The organism is Methylobacterium sp. Gmos1, from assembly GCF_053764715.1.
Genome location: NZ_JBSNCC010000013.1, coordinates 46,601 through 61,212, shown reverse-complemented (window position 1 = coordinate 61,212; position 14,612 = coordinate 46,601). Strand labels below are relative to the sequence as shown.

General features: G+C 72.5%; 14 protein-coding genes. 8 read left to right on the top strand and 6 right to left on the bottom strand.

What is annotated here, in order from left to right:
- Positions 1–15: 15 nt before the first annotated feature.
- Complete coding sequence (locus tag ACS5PV_RS22205; protein WP_455397514.1) at positions 16–390, bottom strand: TfoX/Sxy family protein; 375 nt, start codon at positions 388–390, stop codon at positions 16–18.
- A 358-nt stretch (positions 391–748) separates the two neighbouring features.
- Between ACS5PV_RS22205 and ACS5PV_RS22200 the strand changes: the two genes are divergently transcribed.
- The 4 genes from ACS5PV_RS22200 (at position 749) to ACS5PV_RS22185 (ending at position 4,952) form a co-directional block, all read left to right on the top strand.
- Positions 749–1,696 (top strand): carbohydrate ABC transporter permease, encoded by a 948-nt coding sequence (locus ACS5PV_RS22200; protein WP_455397513.1) that lies wholly within the window; start codon positions 749–751, stop codon positions 1,694–1,696.
- Positions 1,693–2,538, top strand: coding sequence for a carbohydrate ABC transporter permease (locus tag ACS5PV_RS22195; protein WP_455397512.1), 846 nt, complete (start codon positions 1,693–1,695; stop codon positions 2,536–2,538). The genes ACS5PV_RS22200 and ACS5PV_RS22195 overlap by 4 nt, the downstream gene beginning before the upstream one ends.
- 14 nt (positions 2,539–2,552) lie before the next feature.
- The gene (locus ACS5PV_RS22190) at positions 2,553–3,896 is read left to right on the top strand and encodes an ABC transporter substrate-binding protein (RefSeq protein ID WP_455397511.1); all 1,344 of its coding nucleotides are present in this window, start codon (positions 2,553–2,555) and stop codon (positions 3,894–3,896) included.
- A gap of 228 nt (positions 3,897–4,124) precedes the next feature.
- Complete coding sequence (locus ACS5PV_RS22185; protein WP_455397510.1) at positions 4,125–4,952, top strand: phosphodiesterase; 828 nt, start codon at positions 4,125–4,127, stop codon at positions 4,950–4,952.
- A 120-nt stretch (positions 4,953–5,072) separates the two neighbouring features.
- On the opposite strand, the gene ACS5PV_RS22180 is transcribed toward ACS5PV_RS22185, so the two are convergent.
- Both ACS5PV_RS22180 and ACS5PV_RS22175 read right to left on the bottom strand, forming a co-directional pair.
- Positions 5,073–5,738 (bottom strand): 3-oxoacid CoA-transferase subunit B, encoded by a 666-nt coding sequence (locus ACS5PV_RS22180; RefSeq protein ID WP_455397509.1) that lies wholly within the window; start codon positions 5,736–5,738, stop codon positions 5,073–5,075.
- 23 nt (positions 5,739–5,761) lie between these two features.
- Complete coding sequence (locus ACS5PV_RS22175; protein WP_455397508.1) at positions 5,762–6,529, bottom strand: CoA transferase subunit A; 768 nt, start codon at positions 6,527–6,529, stop codon at positions 5,762–5,764.
- 333 nt (positions 6,530–6,862) lie between these two features.
- Here ACS5PV_RS22175 and ACS5PV_RS22170 point away from each other — a divergent pair, with 333 nt between their 5' ends.
- Positions 6,863–8,758, top strand: a complete 1,896-nt coding sequence (locus tag ACS5PV_RS22170) for an AsmA family protein (protein WP_455397507.1) — start codon at positions 6,863–6,865, stop codon at positions 8,756–8,758.
- An 83-nt stretch (positions 8,759–8,841) separates the two neighbouring features.
- Positions 8,842–9,357, top strand: a complete 516-nt coding sequence (locus ACS5PV_RS22165) for a hypothetical protein (protein WP_455397506.1) — start codon at positions 8,842–8,844, stop codon at positions 9,355–9,357.
- Here the strand turns inward: ACS5PV_RS22165 and ACS5PV_RS22160 are convergent.
- Positions 9,338–10,093 carry an NAD-dependent deacylase gene (locus tag ACS5PV_RS22160; RefSeq protein WP_455397505.1) on the bottom strand — a complete coding sequence of 252 codons (756 nt, stop codon included), beginning with the start codon at positions 10,091–10,093 and terminating at the stop codon, positions 9,338–9,340. The genes ACS5PV_RS22165 and ACS5PV_RS22160 overlap by 20 nt on opposite strands.
- Positions 10,094–10,331: 238 nt before the next feature.
- On the opposite strand from ACS5PV_RS22160, the gene ACS5PV_RS22155 reads away from it, so the two are divergent.
- Both ACS5PV_RS22155 and ACS5PV_RS22150 read left to right on the top strand, forming a co-directional pair.
- On the top strand, positions 10,332–11,153 hold the full coding sequence (locus ACS5PV_RS22155; protein WP_455397504.1) for a hypothetical protein: 822 nt from the start codon (positions 10,332–10,334) through the stop codon (positions 11,151–11,153).
- An 80-nt stretch (positions 11,154–11,233) separates the two neighbouring features.
- A complete protein-coding gene (locus ACS5PV_RS22150; RefSeq protein ID WP_455397610.1) occupies positions 11,234–11,872 on the top strand; it encodes an HAD hydrolase-like protein in 639 nt (212 codons plus the stop codon).
- Positions 11,873–11,977: 105 nt separating this feature from the next.
- Here ACS5PV_RS22150 and ACS5PV_RS22145 read toward each other — a convergent pair whose 3' ends face one another.
- Both ACS5PV_RS22145 and ACS5PV_RS22140 read right to left on the bottom strand, forming a co-directional pair.
- A complete protein-coding gene (locus tag ACS5PV_RS22145; protein ID WP_455397503.1) occupies positions 11,978–13,018 on the bottom strand; it encodes a sensor histidine kinase in 1,041 nt (346 codons plus the stop codon).
- Positions 13,005–14,567, bottom strand: a complete 1,563-nt coding sequence (locus ACS5PV_RS22140; protein WP_455397502.1) for an ATPase domain-containing protein — start codon at positions 14,565–14,567, stop codon at positions 13,005–13,007. The genes ACS5PV_RS22145 and ACS5PV_RS22140 overlap by 14 nt, the downstream gene beginning before the upstream one ends.
- Between the last annotated feature and the right edge of the window lie 45 nt (positions 14,568–14,612).

The window sequence follows — 14,612 nt, the reverse complement described above, 5'->3', positions numbered from 1 at the left end:
GGCTCGGGACCGAGATCATACCCCCTGCCCCGCCCTCCTCCGCCCGGCCGGCTTCGCCCGGTCGGCGGCCAGCGCCGCCGCGCAGGCCCTCCGCGCCCAGGCCAGACATTCCTCCGGCTCGTCGTTGAGCCGGTCCGGCGCCCGCCAGTAGCTCGCGATCGTGGTCGTCCGGCCGCCCGTCACGCCGTAGGAGAACGGCGCGCCGCCCTCGGCCGCGAAGGCCGCGGCGTCGTCGGGAGCCACCTTCAGGTAGAGTTCGCCGCGCAAGGCGAGCCCGAACATCAGGCCCTCGCGAAACAGCCCGAGCCCGCCGAACATCCGGCGGATCGCGACGCCGCCGAGCGGCGCCAGCATCTCCTCCAGATAGGCGCGATCCGCGTGCTCCGGCATGATCCGCCCTCCTGATTCGTCCCCTGCTCCGACCGGCCGAGCTTCGCCGCCCGGTACCGCGCCGGCAAGCCCGATCATCATCCTCGGTCGCGGGCAAGTTCCGCAACGTCATCGTGGCGGGGCAGGGGCGATCCGGCAAGATCTTGCATCCCGGACCGGGCCTCTGCCAGCGAGGGTTGTCGGTGAACCGGTAAAATTCCACCGCGCACGACTTGGGACGCCCGGCGCCGAAACGCTCGGAGGGGCCGTTCCCGCACGGCGAGATGGAGCGGAACACGGCCTAATCCGGCGGTGATTTCATCCGCCTGTCACGAAACCGCACGATGACGCGCCGGTCTCGACACCTCCGGCGGACCCCTTGACCCAGGCCCCTTCGACCCACGTCCTCGACGCGATTCCGGCCGGCAAGGCTCCGGCGGCCGCGTCGCCCGCGCCGCGCCGGCCCTGGACCGGCCTGCTGCTGCCGCTGGCGCTCCTCAGCCCCTCCCTCGTCTTCCTCGCCCTGTTCACCTACTGGCCGGTGGTCGAGGTTCTGTGGGACGCCACCCACCAGGTGACGCGCCGGGGCACCCGCTTCGTCGGGCTCGACAACTTCGCGGCGCTGTTCTCCGACCCGACCTTCCAGCGCGCGCTCCTCAACAACGCGCTCTACGCTTTGGGCACGGTGGTGCCGAGCCTGATCCTGGCGCTCGCCTTCGCGCTGGCCTTGAACGGCGCCGGCCGGGTCCGGGCCCTGATGCGGGCCTTGTTCTTCCTGCCGGTGATGATCCCGCTGGTGGCGGCGGCCGCGCTCTTCCTGTTCCTGTTCCTGCCCGGCATCGGCCTCATCGACCACCACCTCGCTCGGTTGGGTCTCCCCGGCGCCAACTGGCTCGGCGATCCCGATCTCGCGCTGGCGGCCATCACGGTGCTCACCGTGTGGAAGAATGCCGGCTACTACATGCTGTTCATCCTCGCCGGGCTCCAGGCGATCCCCGACGAGGCCCGCGAGGCCGCGCTCCTCGACGGCGCCGGTCCCTGGCAGCGCCTGCGCCACGTCACCCTGCCGGCGCTCCGCCCCACCTTCGCCTTCGTCGGGGTGATCGCGCTCCTCAACGCGGTGACGCAGGTCGACCACGTCTTCGTGCTGACGAAGGGCGGGCCGTCCGACGCGACGAAGCTCCTCCTGTTCTACATCTACGAGCAGGCCGCCGAGCGCTACGATGCCGGCCGCGCCGCCGCCGCGACCGTGGTGACGCTCGCGCTCCTCGCCGCGCTCACCGCCCTGTCGCTCGCCCGCGGCCAGGGCCCGGAGGCGGCCCGATGAGCGCTCTCTCCTCGGGTCCCGTGACCCGCGAGGTCACGCCCTCCATCGCCCGCCTCGTCGTCGCCGGCCTCGCTCTCGTCTGGGCGGTGCCGTTCTGGTGGATGCTGGTGGCGGCGTTCCGGCCGGCGGGCTCCGGCGCCGACGCCTCGCTCCTGCCGTCCTTGACCCCGACGCTCGCGAACTTCGCCGAGGCCTGGGCCTCGGCCGACTTCCCGCTCTACTTCCTCAATTCGCTGATCGTCTGCGCCGGCATCCTCGCGGTGCAGCTCGTGACCGCCTCGCTCGCCGGCTACGTCTTCGCCCGACTCGAATTTCCGGGCCGCGGCGTTCTGTTCGCCCTGTTCCTGGTCCAGCTGATGCTGGTGCCGGTGGTGCTCTTGGTGCCGAACCTGAAGACGGTCGCGGCTCTCGGCCTCTACGACACCCTGCCGGGGGTGATGGCGCCTTATTGCGCCACCGCCTTCGGTACCTTCCTGATGCGCCAGAGCTTCCGCGAGGTGCCGCGCGAGCTCGAGGACGCCGCGATGATCGACGGCGCCGGCTGGTGGGCGCGCATCCGCCTGATCTACCTGCCGCTGACCAAGCCCGCCCTCGTCGCCTTCTCGATCGTCTCGGTGACGAGCCACTGGAACGAGTTCCTGTGGCCGCTGATGGTCATCAACTCCCCCGACAAACGGCCCCTCACCCTGGGCCTCGCGAGCTTCACGCTCAGCGCCGAGGGCATGCAGGCCTGGGGGCTGATCGCGGCCGGCACCTTCCTGGTCAGCCTGCCGCTGCTCGCCGCCTTCCTGATCTTCCAGCGCCGGTTCGTGAACAGCTTCCTCGCCTCCGGCATCAAGTAGAGGACGACACAAACATGATTTCCTGGTGGAAGGGCGCCGCGCTCGCCCTCGTGGCGGCGGCCGGCCTCGCCGCGCCGCGGCCCGCGCTCGCGACCGACATCGAATTGTTCTTCCCCGTCCCGGTCGACGGGGCGCTCGCCCGCAACATGACGGGGCTCATCAAGGAGTTCAACGACTCCCATCCCGGCATCAAGGCGACCCCGGTCTTCACCGGCTCCTACGACGACACGCTGCTCAAGACCCGCGCGGCGATCAAGGCCGGCAAGCCGCCGGCGGCCGTCATCATGTCGGCGAACTTCCTCACCGACCTCGCCATCGAGCGCGAGATCGTGCCGATGGACGACCTGATCGAGAAGGGCGGCAAGGATCAGCCCGGCAAGAGCCAGGACGCCTTCACCGGCCAGTTCTTCCCGGCGCTGCTCCCCAACGCCGTGATCGACCGCAAGGTCTACGGCGTGCCGTTCCACAACTCGACGCCGCTGCTCTACATCAACGCCGACCACTTCAAGGAAGCGGGCCTCGACCCGGACAAGCCCCCGCGGACCTGGGCGGAACTGTACGACGCCGCCCGCAAGCTGACGAAGCGCGAGGGCGAGCGCACCACCCGCTGGGGCCTGATGATGCCCTCGAACTACGATTACGGCGGCTGGATCCTCGAAGCCCTGACGATGTCGAACGGCGGGCGCTACTACAACGAGGAGTATGGCGGCGAGGTCTACTACGACACCCCGACGATGCTCGGTGCGCTGACCTTCTGGTCGGACCTCGTCCACAAGGCCAAGGTGCATCCGGCCGGCGAGCAGAAGGGCCCGGCGGTGACCGGCGCCTTCCTGGCCGGCCAGGCCTCGATGATGATCATCTCGACGGGCTCGCTCACCTTCATCCGCGACACCGCCAAGTTCCCGTTCCGGGTCGCCTTCGTGCCGATGAACGTGCGCCAGGCGGTGCCGATCGGCGGCGCCTCGCTGGTGCAGCCGACGGGCCTCTCGCCCGAGAAGCGCGCCGCCGGCTGGACCCTGATCCAGTGGCTGACCTCGCCCGAGAAGTCGGGCTGGTGGAGCCGCGCCACCGGCTACTTCGCCCCCAACAAGGCCGCCTACGACCTCCCCGAGATGAAGGCGTTCCTGGAGAAGAACCCGGACGCGAAGATCGCGGTGGACCAGCTCGCCAACGCCAAGCCGTGGTTTGCCACCTACCGCACCGTGCCGGTGCGCAAGGCGATCGAGGACGAGCTCCAGGCGGTGCTCGCGGGCAAGCGCCAGCCGAAGGAGGCGCTGGTCGCCGCCCAGAAGGCCGCCGACGCCCTGATGCGCCCCTACGTCGAGGACACTGCGCTCCGCCTGCCGGGCGCGGAGTGACCGCCTCGTCCTGACACCCTCCCCTTTCCCGGGCCCATGCAGCGACAGCGGAATGGGAACCGGGATCCAGCGCAAGACTTCGCGAAGCGTCTGCCTGTCTGCAACGACGCAGTATTCAGAGCCGCTTCGCGGCACTTCTTCTGCTGGATCCCGGATCTCCTTCCGCTGACGCTTCAGTCGTCCGGGAAAGGGCGTCGCGCCTGAAAAACGATCGACCGGACAGCCCCCATGCTCATCGCCCAGATCACCGACCTGCACGTGCGCCCCCGCGGGCTGCCGGCCTACCGGGTCTCCGAGACCAACCGGATGGTCGCCCGGGCAGTCGCCCACCTCCTCGCCCTCGATCCCCGCCCCGACCTAGTGCTGATCTCCGGCGACCTCACCGATTGCGGCCTCGTGGAAGAGTACGAGGAATTGCGCGGGCTCATCGCCCGGCTGCCGATGCCGGTCTACGCCGTGCCCGGCAACCACGACCGGCGCGAGACCATGCGCGAAACCCTGCCCGCCGCCTGGATGCCGGGCGCCACGGAAGGCTTCGTCCAGTACACGGTCGAGGATCACCCGGTCCGCCTGATCGCCCTCGACACGCTGGTGGCGGGCGCGAGCCACGGCGCGCTCTGCACGGAGCGGCTCGGCTTCCTGGAGCGGGCGCTCGCCGAGGGTGATGGCCGCCCGACCCTGGTGTTCATGCACCACCCGCCCTTCGCGTGCGGCCTCGTCCACATGGACGAGATCCGGCTCCTCGACGGCGAGGCGCAGTTCCGGCGGCTGATCGGGGCTCAGACCTCGATCGAGCGGATCCTGTGCGGTCACCACCACCGGCCGATCACGACCCGCTACGCCGGCACGATCGCGCAGATCGCGCCGAGCGTGACCCACCAGGTCGCGTTCGATCTGACGCCGGAGCACGAGGGCGCGCTCGTCTTCGAGCCGCCGGCCTACCTGCTCCACCGCTACACGCCGGAGACGGGCATCGTGAGCCACATGGTCTATGTCGAGGATTTCGACGGGCCGTACCCGTTCGTGCTGGACGCGGCGTATCCGGGGCAGCACTGATGCAGCTTCAGAAAAGCGCGAACAAATAAAGTAGAGCGCCTCCCCTCCCCACAAGCTTGAGCGATCTCGGGCAAGCCCGGGATCGCCTGGGAGGGGAATGTGCTTCACATCAAGACCGACTCAGCCGTTCTTCAGCGCGACGCGATAGTTCCCTTGCGTCTTTGCCCGCACCTCTTCCTCGGTGACGCCGTCGGCGAGCTCGATCAGGCTCATGCCGCCGTCGCCCTTCTTGTCGATGGTGAACACCCCGAGATCGGTGATCACCATGTCGACCACGTGGGTGCCGGTGAGCGGCAGGTCGCAGGCCTCGAGCAGCTTCGGGGATTCCGAGCCGTCCTTCCCCTTGGCGACGTGCTCCATCACCACGACGACCTTCTTGACGCCGGCGACGAGGTCCATCGCGCCGCCCATCCCCTTCACCATCTTGCCGGGGATCATCCAGTTGGCGAGATCGCCGTTCTGGGCCACCTGCATCGCGCCGAGGATCGACAGGTCGATGTGGCCGCCGCGGATCATCCCGAAGGAGTCGGCCGACGAGAAGTAGCTCGTGGTCGGCAGCTCGGTGATGGTCTGCTTGCCGGCGTTGATGAGGTCGGGATCCTCCTCGCCCTCGTACGGGAACGGCCCCATGCCGAGCATCCCGTTCTCGGACTGGAGCTGCACCGACATGCCGTCGGGGATGTAGTTCGACACCAGCGTCGGGATGCCGATGCCGAGATTGACGTAGAAGCCGTCCTCGAGCTCGCGGGCGGCGCGGGCGGCCATCTGGTCGCGGGTCCAGGCCATGGTCGTCTCCTCTCTCGCTCGTTTCAGATGGCGCCGCCGCCCGTCGGGGCGGGCGCGGGCTCGGCGTTGGGGGCGGCTCCGGTGCTGGATTCTTGCCGCTTGCGGGTGGTGCGCTGCTCGATGCGCTTCTCCGCGTTCGGGACGTGGATCATCCGCTTCACGAACACGCCGGGGGTGATGATGTGGTCGGGGTCGATCTCGCCGGGGCGCACCAGGTGCTCGACCTGCGCGATGGTCATGCGCGAGGCCGAGGCCATCATCGGGTTGAAGTTGCGGGCGGTCTTCCGGTAGACGAGGTTGCCCTCGTGGTCGCCCTTCCAGGCGTGGACCAGCGAGACGTCGGCGAACAGGCCGCGCTCCATCACGTAGGTCTCGCCGTCGAACTCCCGGGTCTCCTTGCCCTCGGCGATCAGGGTGCCGACGCCGGTCTTGGTGAAGAAGGCCGGGACGCCGGCGCCGCCGGCGCGGATGCGCTCGGCCAGCGTGCCCTGCGGGTTGAACTCGATCTCGAGCTCGCCGGCGAGGTACTGCTTGGCGAAGGTCTTGTTCTCGCCGACGTAGGACGAGATCATCTTGCGGATCTGGCGCGTCTCGAGCAGCACGCCGAGGCCGACGCCGTCGATGCCGGCATTGTTCGAGATGACCGTGAGGTCCTTGGCGCCGCTCTCGCGCACCGCGTCGATGAGGACGTCGGGAATGCCGCACAGGCCGAAGCCGCCGGCCATGATCGTCATGCCGTCCCGCAGGACGCCCGCCAGGGCGGCGGTGGCGTCGGGGTATACCTTCTTCATCCCTCGTTTCCCCAAATGATTGGCGCTGCCGGGGCTCGCTCGCCCTCGTTCCCGCACGGATGCGGCGCCTCGCCGCCCTGTTTAGCATCGTTGCGGCGCCGCACCACCGGGCGGCGCGAGGAAAATGCCCTGCTGCGGGAAGGGCACCCCCGCGGGCGGAAAATCCCGGCCGGCGGGAAAATCCTGCCGGGGAGACAAGCCGCGCGCGAGGGATTATAGGGGACCGGGGAAGGCGTATGCCGCGCCGGCAGGTCCAACGAGGCCGGGGCGGCGGCCCGGGGGGGCGCGGGAGTTCTCGTCTACGTTCTCGTCCACGCCGGCAGCCGGAGAGCGATGTCGCGCCGAACCACCCTGGCCCTCAGCGGTGCCGCCGTCGCGGCGCTCGCGCTCGCGGGCGCCTCCCTGCCCTGGACGATCGCGGCGCCGCGGGCGGCGGCCTTCGCCGAGCGGGACCTGGCGCGGCGCTACGGCCTCGGCCTCTCGGTCGCCGGCCCCGCCACCCTGACGCTGCTGCCGGTCCCGCGCCTGACCTTCGCCGGGGTGCGGCTCAGCCGCGGCGGCCACGACCTCGTCGCGAGCGAGAGCCTGCAGGTGCAGCTCGGCCTCGCCGGGCTCCTCGCCGGCCGGGCCGACGCCACCGGCCTCGTCCTCGAGCGGGCCCGCATCGCCTTGCCGGGGGGAGCCTTGCCGGGGGGAGCCTCGCCTTCGAGCGAAGGCGGCGACTGGGCCGAGCCGGTGTCTCGGCTCGCCGCGCGGGTCGCCGCGGGCCGCGGCCGGCACCTGCGCCGCCTCGTCCTCGTCGACGCGACGCTCTCCCTGCGCGATCCCCGCACCGGGACTCTCGAGACCGTCACCGGCCTCGACCTGGTGGCGAGCTGGCCGCGCCAGAGCGCCGGGCTCGACCTCTCCGCCGCCTTCACCTGGCGCGGCGTGCCGGCGTCCCTTTCCCTGTCGGGCCTGCGGCCGCGCGAGCTCGCGGCCGGGGCCGAGACCCCGGTCGTCGCCGCCCTGACCTGGAACGGGGCGGAGGCGCGCGTCGCCGGCAGCGACGCCCGCATCGAGGGCAGCGCCGAGATCGAGGGCAGCCTGGCCTGGGCGAGGGAGGCCCTCAAGGACGCGTCGGTCAAGGACGCCGCGACCCCGGGCTTGCGCCTGTCCGGCCAGGGCCGCTTCTCCACCCCTGCCCTGCCCGGCACCCTGGCCTGGCTCGGGATCGCGCCCGGCCCCGCGTCGCTCGCCGGCCCGGTGAGCCTCGACGGGCGCTTCCTCGCCCGCCCCGGCGGGGTGGAATGGCCCGAGATCCGGGTGCGGGTCGGCGACAGCCGGCTCGAGGGCGCGGGCGCCGCCGCCCTGGTGCGCGGGCGGCTCAGCCTCACCGGCACGCTCGCGGCCGAGCGGCTCGACCTCTCGGGCCTCGTGCCCGAGGCGGCGTTCCTGATCGAGCCGGGCCCCGGCGGCGCCTGGAGCCGGGCGCCGCTCGCCCTCGACAACCTCTCCTACGGCGACATCGACCTGCGCCTGTCGGCGGCTTCCGCCCGCCTCGGCCCGGTGGAGGCGCAGGACGTCGCCGCCGGCCTCCTCGTGCGCGACGGCACCGTGGAGGCGACGCTGGGGCGCGCCACCGTGCAGGGCGGCACCGTCAAGGGGCGGGCGGCGCTGGCAGCCCTGCCGGCCGGCCTCGACGCCCGCCTCCAGGGCAGCGCCGACCGGATCGACCTCGGTGGCCTCTTCGCCGATCTCGGCTGGCCGCGCTGGATCCTCGGCCGGGCGCAAGGAACGCTCGCCCTCGACGCCGCCGGATCGAGCCTCGCCGACCTCGTCGGGCGCCTCGCCGGCCGGGCCGCCGCCACGGTCGAGGGCGGCGAGATCTTGGGCGTGAACCTCGCCGACCTCGCCCAGCGCCCCGACACCGCCGCCACCGCCCTGCGCCGCGGCGGGCGCACCCATTTTGAGCGTGCCCGGGTCAGCCTGACGGTGAGGGACGGCGTCGCCGAGATCGGCCAGGGCCAGCTGCGCGGCGCGGCGCTCGCCGCGAGCCTCGGCGGCCGGATCTTCCTCGCCGAGCGGCGCCTGGGCGCCGAGGCCCGGATCGAGCCCGGGCCCGACGGGCGGGCGGGCGGGCGGTTCGCCATCGAGGGGCCGTGGCTGCGCCCGAGCCTGCGGCCGCTGGCCGCCCGCACGGCCCCACCCGCTACGCTGCCGGCCGCCGCCAGCGCCTACGCGCCCTGAGCCGACCCGCGAGATCGCCGGGCGGACGACCGGGCAAGAAGACCCGGGGACATAGACCCGAGGAAGACCTGGAAGGAGCGCCCGTGACGCCATCACCGAAGCGCCGGGACCGGCGCGCCGCCTGGGCCGGGGCGCTCGCCGGCCTCGGCGCCCTGCCCTGCGCCGGCGCGCCGGCCCAGCCGGCGCCCGCCCCGGTCCCGGCGGCCCCTCTGCCGGCCCCAGCCCCCGCGCAACCCGAGGCCCCGGGCGGCTTCCCGGCGCTGCCGGCGACGCCCTACTTCCGGGTCGTGCCGATGAACGAGGCCCGGGCGATCGGGTTCTTCACCAGCCTGTTCCCGGACTGCTCGGTCCAGGGGCCGGTGGTGGCCCGCCTCGCCGAGCCGCCGAAGCACGGCAGCGTGCGCTTCTCGGCCGAGGCCTCGTTCCCGCGCTACGCTCCCTCGTCGTCGCTCGCCGCCTGCAACGCCCGCAAGGTCGAGGGCCTGAAGATGACCTTCGAGGCCGCCGAGGGCTACGAGGGACTCGACGCCTTCCGGGTGCTGCTCATCAACCCCGACGGCTCGGCCACCAACCTCGACATCAAGGTGTCGATCCGTTGACCTCGCCGCCGGTTTCGCCGCCGACTTCCCCTCCGACCTGCCGCAGGAGATCGTCGACGAAGTCCGGCACCGCCCGCGTCGCCGGGCCGTAGGTGGCGTGCGCGAACAGGCCGGCGGTGTCGGAGGGGGCGAGGTTGATCTCGTGGGTCGGGATCCCGGCGCCCCGCGCCCGCGCCACGAAGCCCGCCGCCGGGTAGACCGCCCCGGAGGTGCCGATGGCGACGAACAGGTCGGAATCGTCGAGCGCCTGCGCGATGAGGTCGAGGTGGAGCGGCATCTCGCCGAACCAGACCACGTCCGGGCGCATCCCGCCCCGCCGCCCGCAGGAAGGGCAGGCGGTGTCGACGGACAGATCCTCCGCCCAGGGCCGGCCCGCCCCGCAGGCGGTGCAGCGCGCCCGCATCAGCTCGCCATGCATGTGGGTGACCTCCCGGGTGCCGGCGCGCTCGTGCAGGTCGTCGACGTTCTGGGTGCACAGGAGGAGCCGGCCGCCGCGGGCGGAGAGGCCCGCCTCCAGGCGCGCGAGCGCCGCGTGGGCGGCGTTGGGCACGGCCTCCCGCACCCCCTGCCGGCGCAGGTTGTAGAAGGCGTGGACCTCCTCGGGATCGGCCGCGAAGGCCTCGGGCGTCGCGAGCCGCATCGGGTCGAACCGCCGCCACAGCCCGTCCGGATCGCGGAAGGTGCCGAGCCCGCTCTCGGCCGAGATCCCTGCCCCGGTGAGCACGAAGACGTTCACGCGCGGCCCTCCCGCCGGTGCGGCGATTCGGGCGACGACTGGGACACGATTGTGTCAAACCTCGCGCCGCCATTGTTCTGGCGGGCACGAGACCATCCCGATGCCGTCACTGTGACCTCCGTTGAGACTTTATCAATTCTTGGCATGGACAATCCCTGTCACCCATCCTAAGTGAGGATCATGCCCGCGCGCATGGCCGCGGGCGACTGATTCCGAACAGATCGCTTCAGGACATTCAATGACGCGCCACCGCGCGAGACCGTCATTCACGGTCGAGATCAAGCGCAGCCGCACCTCCCCCCTGCCCGACGGCGAGCGGCCCCAGAGCGAGCGCCCCGCCCTCAAGCCGACGGCGGGACCGGCGAATCCGGCAGAGGCCTTCTTCAAGCCTCCGGCAGGCCTTTCCAAGGCCCCGGCAGGGCTTTCCAAGCCCTCGGAAGGTCTCTCGAAGCCCCCGGCGAGCGCGCCCGTCGCGGCCGAAGCCGAGACCCGGCCCTCCTCTCCCGGCCGCAACCTCTGGGCCGGCACCGGCCTCCTGGAGGAGGCCGCCGCCGCCACCAAGTCCGGCCGCTTCGACCCGCCGGACCCGCCGATCTTCGGCAAGGCTCCCGCCGCGAAGGACGCCGGACCTGCCCGGGACGCGGTGCCGGCCAAGGACGCCGCGCCCGCCAAGCGCGTCCTGCCGAGCCTGATCGCCCCGCCCGAGCCCGAGCCGGAGCCGGAAGACACGTTCGAGCCCGAGCCCAAGCTGCCCCGGGTCCGCCGCTACCGCACCGCCGCGCCGGCCGCGACCCGCCGCAGCGCCGGCCCGCGCCCGGCCTTCGTGTGGCCCGAGGACTGGCCCGACGAGGCCCCGGTCCAGACCCCGATCACCGTGCCGGCCGCGCCCCGATCCCAGGACCGGATCGAGCTTCCGAAGACCGGGACCGAGCCGCAGGCCGCCGACGACGGCGAGGCCCGGGCCGGCGAGATCCGCCCGCGGGTGAAGCGCCGCACCGGCGACGAGGACCTGCGCATCGGCCAGCGCTGGAAGCGCCGGCTGCCCCGCGTGTGCTGGTAGCCGACCGGACGCCGAGCCCGGACGGTCCAGACCGGAACGGTCTTCTCGCGGACCGGAACGGTCCGCCCTACCGGCTCGTCATCCTCGACTTCGACGGCACCCTCGCCGACACCTTCCCGTGGTTCACCCGGGTGCTCCCCGGCGTCGCCGACCGCTACGGCTTCCGCCGGCCGGCCGCGCACGAGGCCGAGTTGTTGCGCTCGCTGGAGGCGCAGGCGGTGCTGCGGCATCTCGGCGTGCCCGCCTGGAAGCTGCCGCTGATCGCCCGCCACATGCGCGGCCTCGCTGCCCGCGACGCCGGAGACCTCGCGCCCTTCCCCGGCATCCCCGTCCTGCTCTCCCGCCTGCGCGCCGGCGGCCTCGGTCTGGCGCTCGTCAGCTCGAACCGCGAGGACGTGGTGCGCCGGGTGCTCGGGCCGGGGAATGCCGGCCTGATCGACCGCTACGCCTGCGGCGCGGCCCTGCTCGGCAAGGCGCGGCGGTTCCGGGCGGTGGCGCGGGCGAGCGGCGTTCCCCCGGAGCGGATCCTGTGCCTCGGCGACGAGTTGCGCGACCACGCCGCCGCGACGCAGGCCGGTCTCGCCTTCGGGGCGGTGACCTGGGGCTACACCCGGGCGGCGGCCCTGGCGGCGGCGGGGCCGGCCCACCTGTTCTCCACCCCGGAGGCGGTGGCGGCGGCGTTGCTGCCGGGGGCGGCGCGGAGTGCGGAGCCCGGCTGATCGGCCCCTGCCGATCGCACGGCCTCGGGATCATTCCGGGGCCGCGCAGCGGATCCTGGAGGGACAGGGCCGGTGTCGATCCTGTCAGGCGGGTCCAGCCAGCCCTCAGTAATGCGGCACCGTCCGGTGCTCGACCAGCGGCGCCTCCATGCGGAAATGCAGGCCGGCCGGCTTGAAGTCGAAGCGGATGTCGGCGCCGCACTGCATGGTGAGCACCCGCTGCAGCAGGGTCGACCCGAACCCCTTGCGGGTCGGCTCCTTGGTGCGCGGGCCGCCGCGCTCGGTCCAGTCGAGGCGCAGGCGCCGGCCGGTCTCGCCGTGGTCGACGGCCCAGGCCACGGTGATGCGGCCCTCGGGCACGGAGAGGGCGCCGTGCTTGGCGGCGTTGGTGGTCAGCTCGTGGATCGCCATGCCGGTCGGCACCGCGAGGTCGGCGGTGAGCTCGACATGCGGGCCTTCGAGGGCGATGCGCCTGCCCCCGTCGTCGTTGTAGGGGCCGAGCTCGTTCTCCAGCATCTCCTGGAGCGAGGCCATCTGCCAGTAATCCTCCGTCAGGAGGTTGTGGGTCTTGGCGAGCGAGATCACCCGGGCCGAGAAGCCCTGGTAGAACTCGTCGACGCTGGTGGCGCCCCGCGCCGAGGCGCCGAGCAGCGCCTGCACGGTGGCGAGCGTGTTCTTCACCCGGTGGTGCAGCTCGCGGATCAGCAGGGCCTGGCGCTCGGCGGTCTGCTGGCGCTCGTGCAGGAAGGCCGCCGCCTCGCGCTGGCGCCGCCGCGCCCGCACGGCGAAGCGGGTCGCGGTGACCAGGGTGGCGGGGTGGAACGGCCGCTCGAGCAGGGTGACGTTGCCGAGGGAATCCATCAGGCGCGCGTCCGGCGGGGTGCCCCGCAGGGTCAGCAGCACGAAGGGATAGTCCGACCACGGCTCCTGCCCGGCGAGGTAGGCGGCGAGCCCGTGCCGGTCGGAGGCGCGCAGGGCCTCCTCGGTCAGGACGGCGCAGCTGCCCGCATCGAGCCGGGCGACGAGGCCCGGCAGGTCGGCGCAGATCTCCGAGCGCAGGCCCGCCTCGTCGAGGATGCTGCCCGCCACCGCGGCGTCGCGGCCCGCGGGGGCGAGGATCAGGACCGGGGGATCACTCTCTCTCATCACCATCCAGATCCGGGAGAGTCGCCGGCCGGTCCTGCTCCGATTGCGCACGCTCGGCCAGCAGGCGGCCGGGCGCGCCGTGGTAGCTCGGCACGCCCGTCAGGACGCCCCGGAAGCCCGCCAGCGGCTCGCCGACACGCAAACCGTCAGCGTCGATCCGAAGTTCCCGGATGGTGTCCTCGTGCGGCCCCACCCTCTTCTTGACCACCGACACCGCCCGGCGCAAGTGGCCATCCGCCTCGAAGAACCGGAACAGCACCACGGTGTCGCTGAGGTAGGTGAGATCGACCGTGGCGGACATCTGCCCGACGAGCCCGTGCTGGGCCAGCACCAGCAGCGTCGTCACGCCCTGCTGGTTCAGGTAGGTCAGGATCTCGTGCATCTGCAGCAGCAGGTACTGCTCGCCCGGCATCGCGCTCTGGTAGCCGGTGAGGGAGTCGATCAGCACGAGGCGCACGTCCTCGCGCTCGACGGCGTCGCGCACCATCGCGGCGAGCTCGCCCGGCGAGACCTCCGCCGGGTCGATCTGCTCGACCCGCAGGCGCCCGTCCGCCACCGCATCCGCCATGTCCATGCCGAGGCCGGCGGCCCGGCGGATCAGGATCCCGGTCGTCTCGTCGAAGCTCAGGATCAGCCCGCGCTCGCCGCGCGCCAGCGCCGCCGTGACGTAGGCGAGCGCGGTCGAGGACTTTCCGACGCCGGAGGGCCCGAGCAGCATCGTGCTGGTGCCCCGGTCGAGCCCGCCGCCGAGCAGCGCGTCGAGGCCCCGGTTGCCGCTGCCGAGGCGGTCGATCTCGTAGGGGTGGCCGTGCTCGGCGGCGACCAGGCGCGGGAACACCGCGAGGCCGCCGCGGCGGATGACGAAGTCGTGGTAGCCGCCGCGGAAGCGCGTGCCGCGCATCTTGATCACCCGCAGGCGCCGGCGCTCGCCGCCGTAGAGGGGGGCGAGCTGCTCGAGCTGGATCACCGCGTGGCAGAGGCTGTGCAGGTTGAGGTCGTCCTGCTCGGCGGTGAGGTCGTCGAGGAGGAGCGCGGTGGTGTCGTGGATGAGGAGGTAGCTGCGCAGAGCCAGCACCTGGCGGCGGTAGCGCAGCGAGCCCTGCGACAGCAGCCGGATCTCCGACAGGCTGTCGAACACCACCCGCTGCGGCTTGACCCGGTCGATCTCCGCGATGGCGAGCCGCACGGTCTCGCCGAGCTCGAGGTCGGAGGAGTGGACGAGGCTCTGCTGCTGGCGCGGGTCGAGGCTGAGCTCGGGGGGCACCAGTTCGAAGATCTCGATGCCGTCGAGCGACCAGCCGTGGCGGGCGGCGACGGAGGCGAGCTCGCGCCGGCTCTCCGACAGGGTGATGTAGAGGCAGCGCTCGCCGAGCCGCGCCCCGTCGAGGAGGAATTGCAGCGCCAGCGTCGTCTTGCCCGAGCCCGGCCGGCCCTCGATCAGGTGGGCGCGGTTGGCCGCGAAGCCGCCCTCCAGGATCGAGTCGAGGCCCGGCACGCCGGTCGGGATCGGGGCCGCGTCGTCGGAAGGGGAGAGAATGGGATCGGGCATGGAGGGCAGGCAGGCTGTCTCGGCGGGCTGATCTTCGAGGCGGCG

Bases quoted from the DNA above. Each gene is read 5' to 3' on its own strand.
- ACS5PV_RS22155 (WP_455397504.1), top strand. From the start codon at position 10,332: ATGACGCGCCACCGCGCGAGACCGTCATTCACGGTCGAGATCAAGCGC.
- ACS5PV_RS22185 (WP_455397510.1), top strand. From the start codon at position 4,125: ATGCTCATCGCCCAGATCACCGACCTGCACGTGCGCCCCCGCGGGCTG.
- ACS5PV_RS22170 (WP_455397507.1), top strand. From the start codon at position 6,863: ATGTCGCGCCGAACCACCCTGGCCCTCAGCGGTGCCGCCGTCGCGGCG.
- ACS5PV_RS22195 (WP_455397512.1), top strand. From the start codon at position 1,693: ATGAGCGCTCTCTCCTCGGGTCCCGTGACCCGCGAGGTCACGCCCTCC.
- ACS5PV_RS22140 (WP_455397502.1), bottom strand. From the start codon at position 14,567: ATGCCCGATCCCATTCTCTCCCCTTCCGACGACGCGGCCCCGATCCCG.
- ACS5PV_RS22205 (WP_455397514.1), bottom strand. From the start codon at position 390: ATGCCGGAGCACGCGGATCGCGCCTATCTGGAGGAGATGCTGGCGCCG.
- ACS5PV_RS22190 (WP_455397511.1), top strand. From the start codon at position 2,553: ATGATTTCCTGGTGGAAGGGCGCCGCGCTCGCCCTCGTGGCGGCGGCC.
- ACS5PV_RS22175 (WP_455397508.1), bottom strand. From the start codon at position 6,529: ATGAAGAAGGTATACCCCGACGCCACCGCCGCCCTGGCGGGCGTCCTG.
- ACS5PV_RS22180 (WP_455397509.1), bottom strand. From the start codon at position 5,738: ATGGCCTGGACCCGCGACCAGATGGCCGCCCGCGCCGCCCGCGAGCTC.
- ACS5PV_RS22145 (WP_455397503.1), bottom strand. From the start codon at position 13,018: ATGAGAGAGAGTGATCCCCCGGTCCTGATCCTCGCCCCCGCGGGCCGC.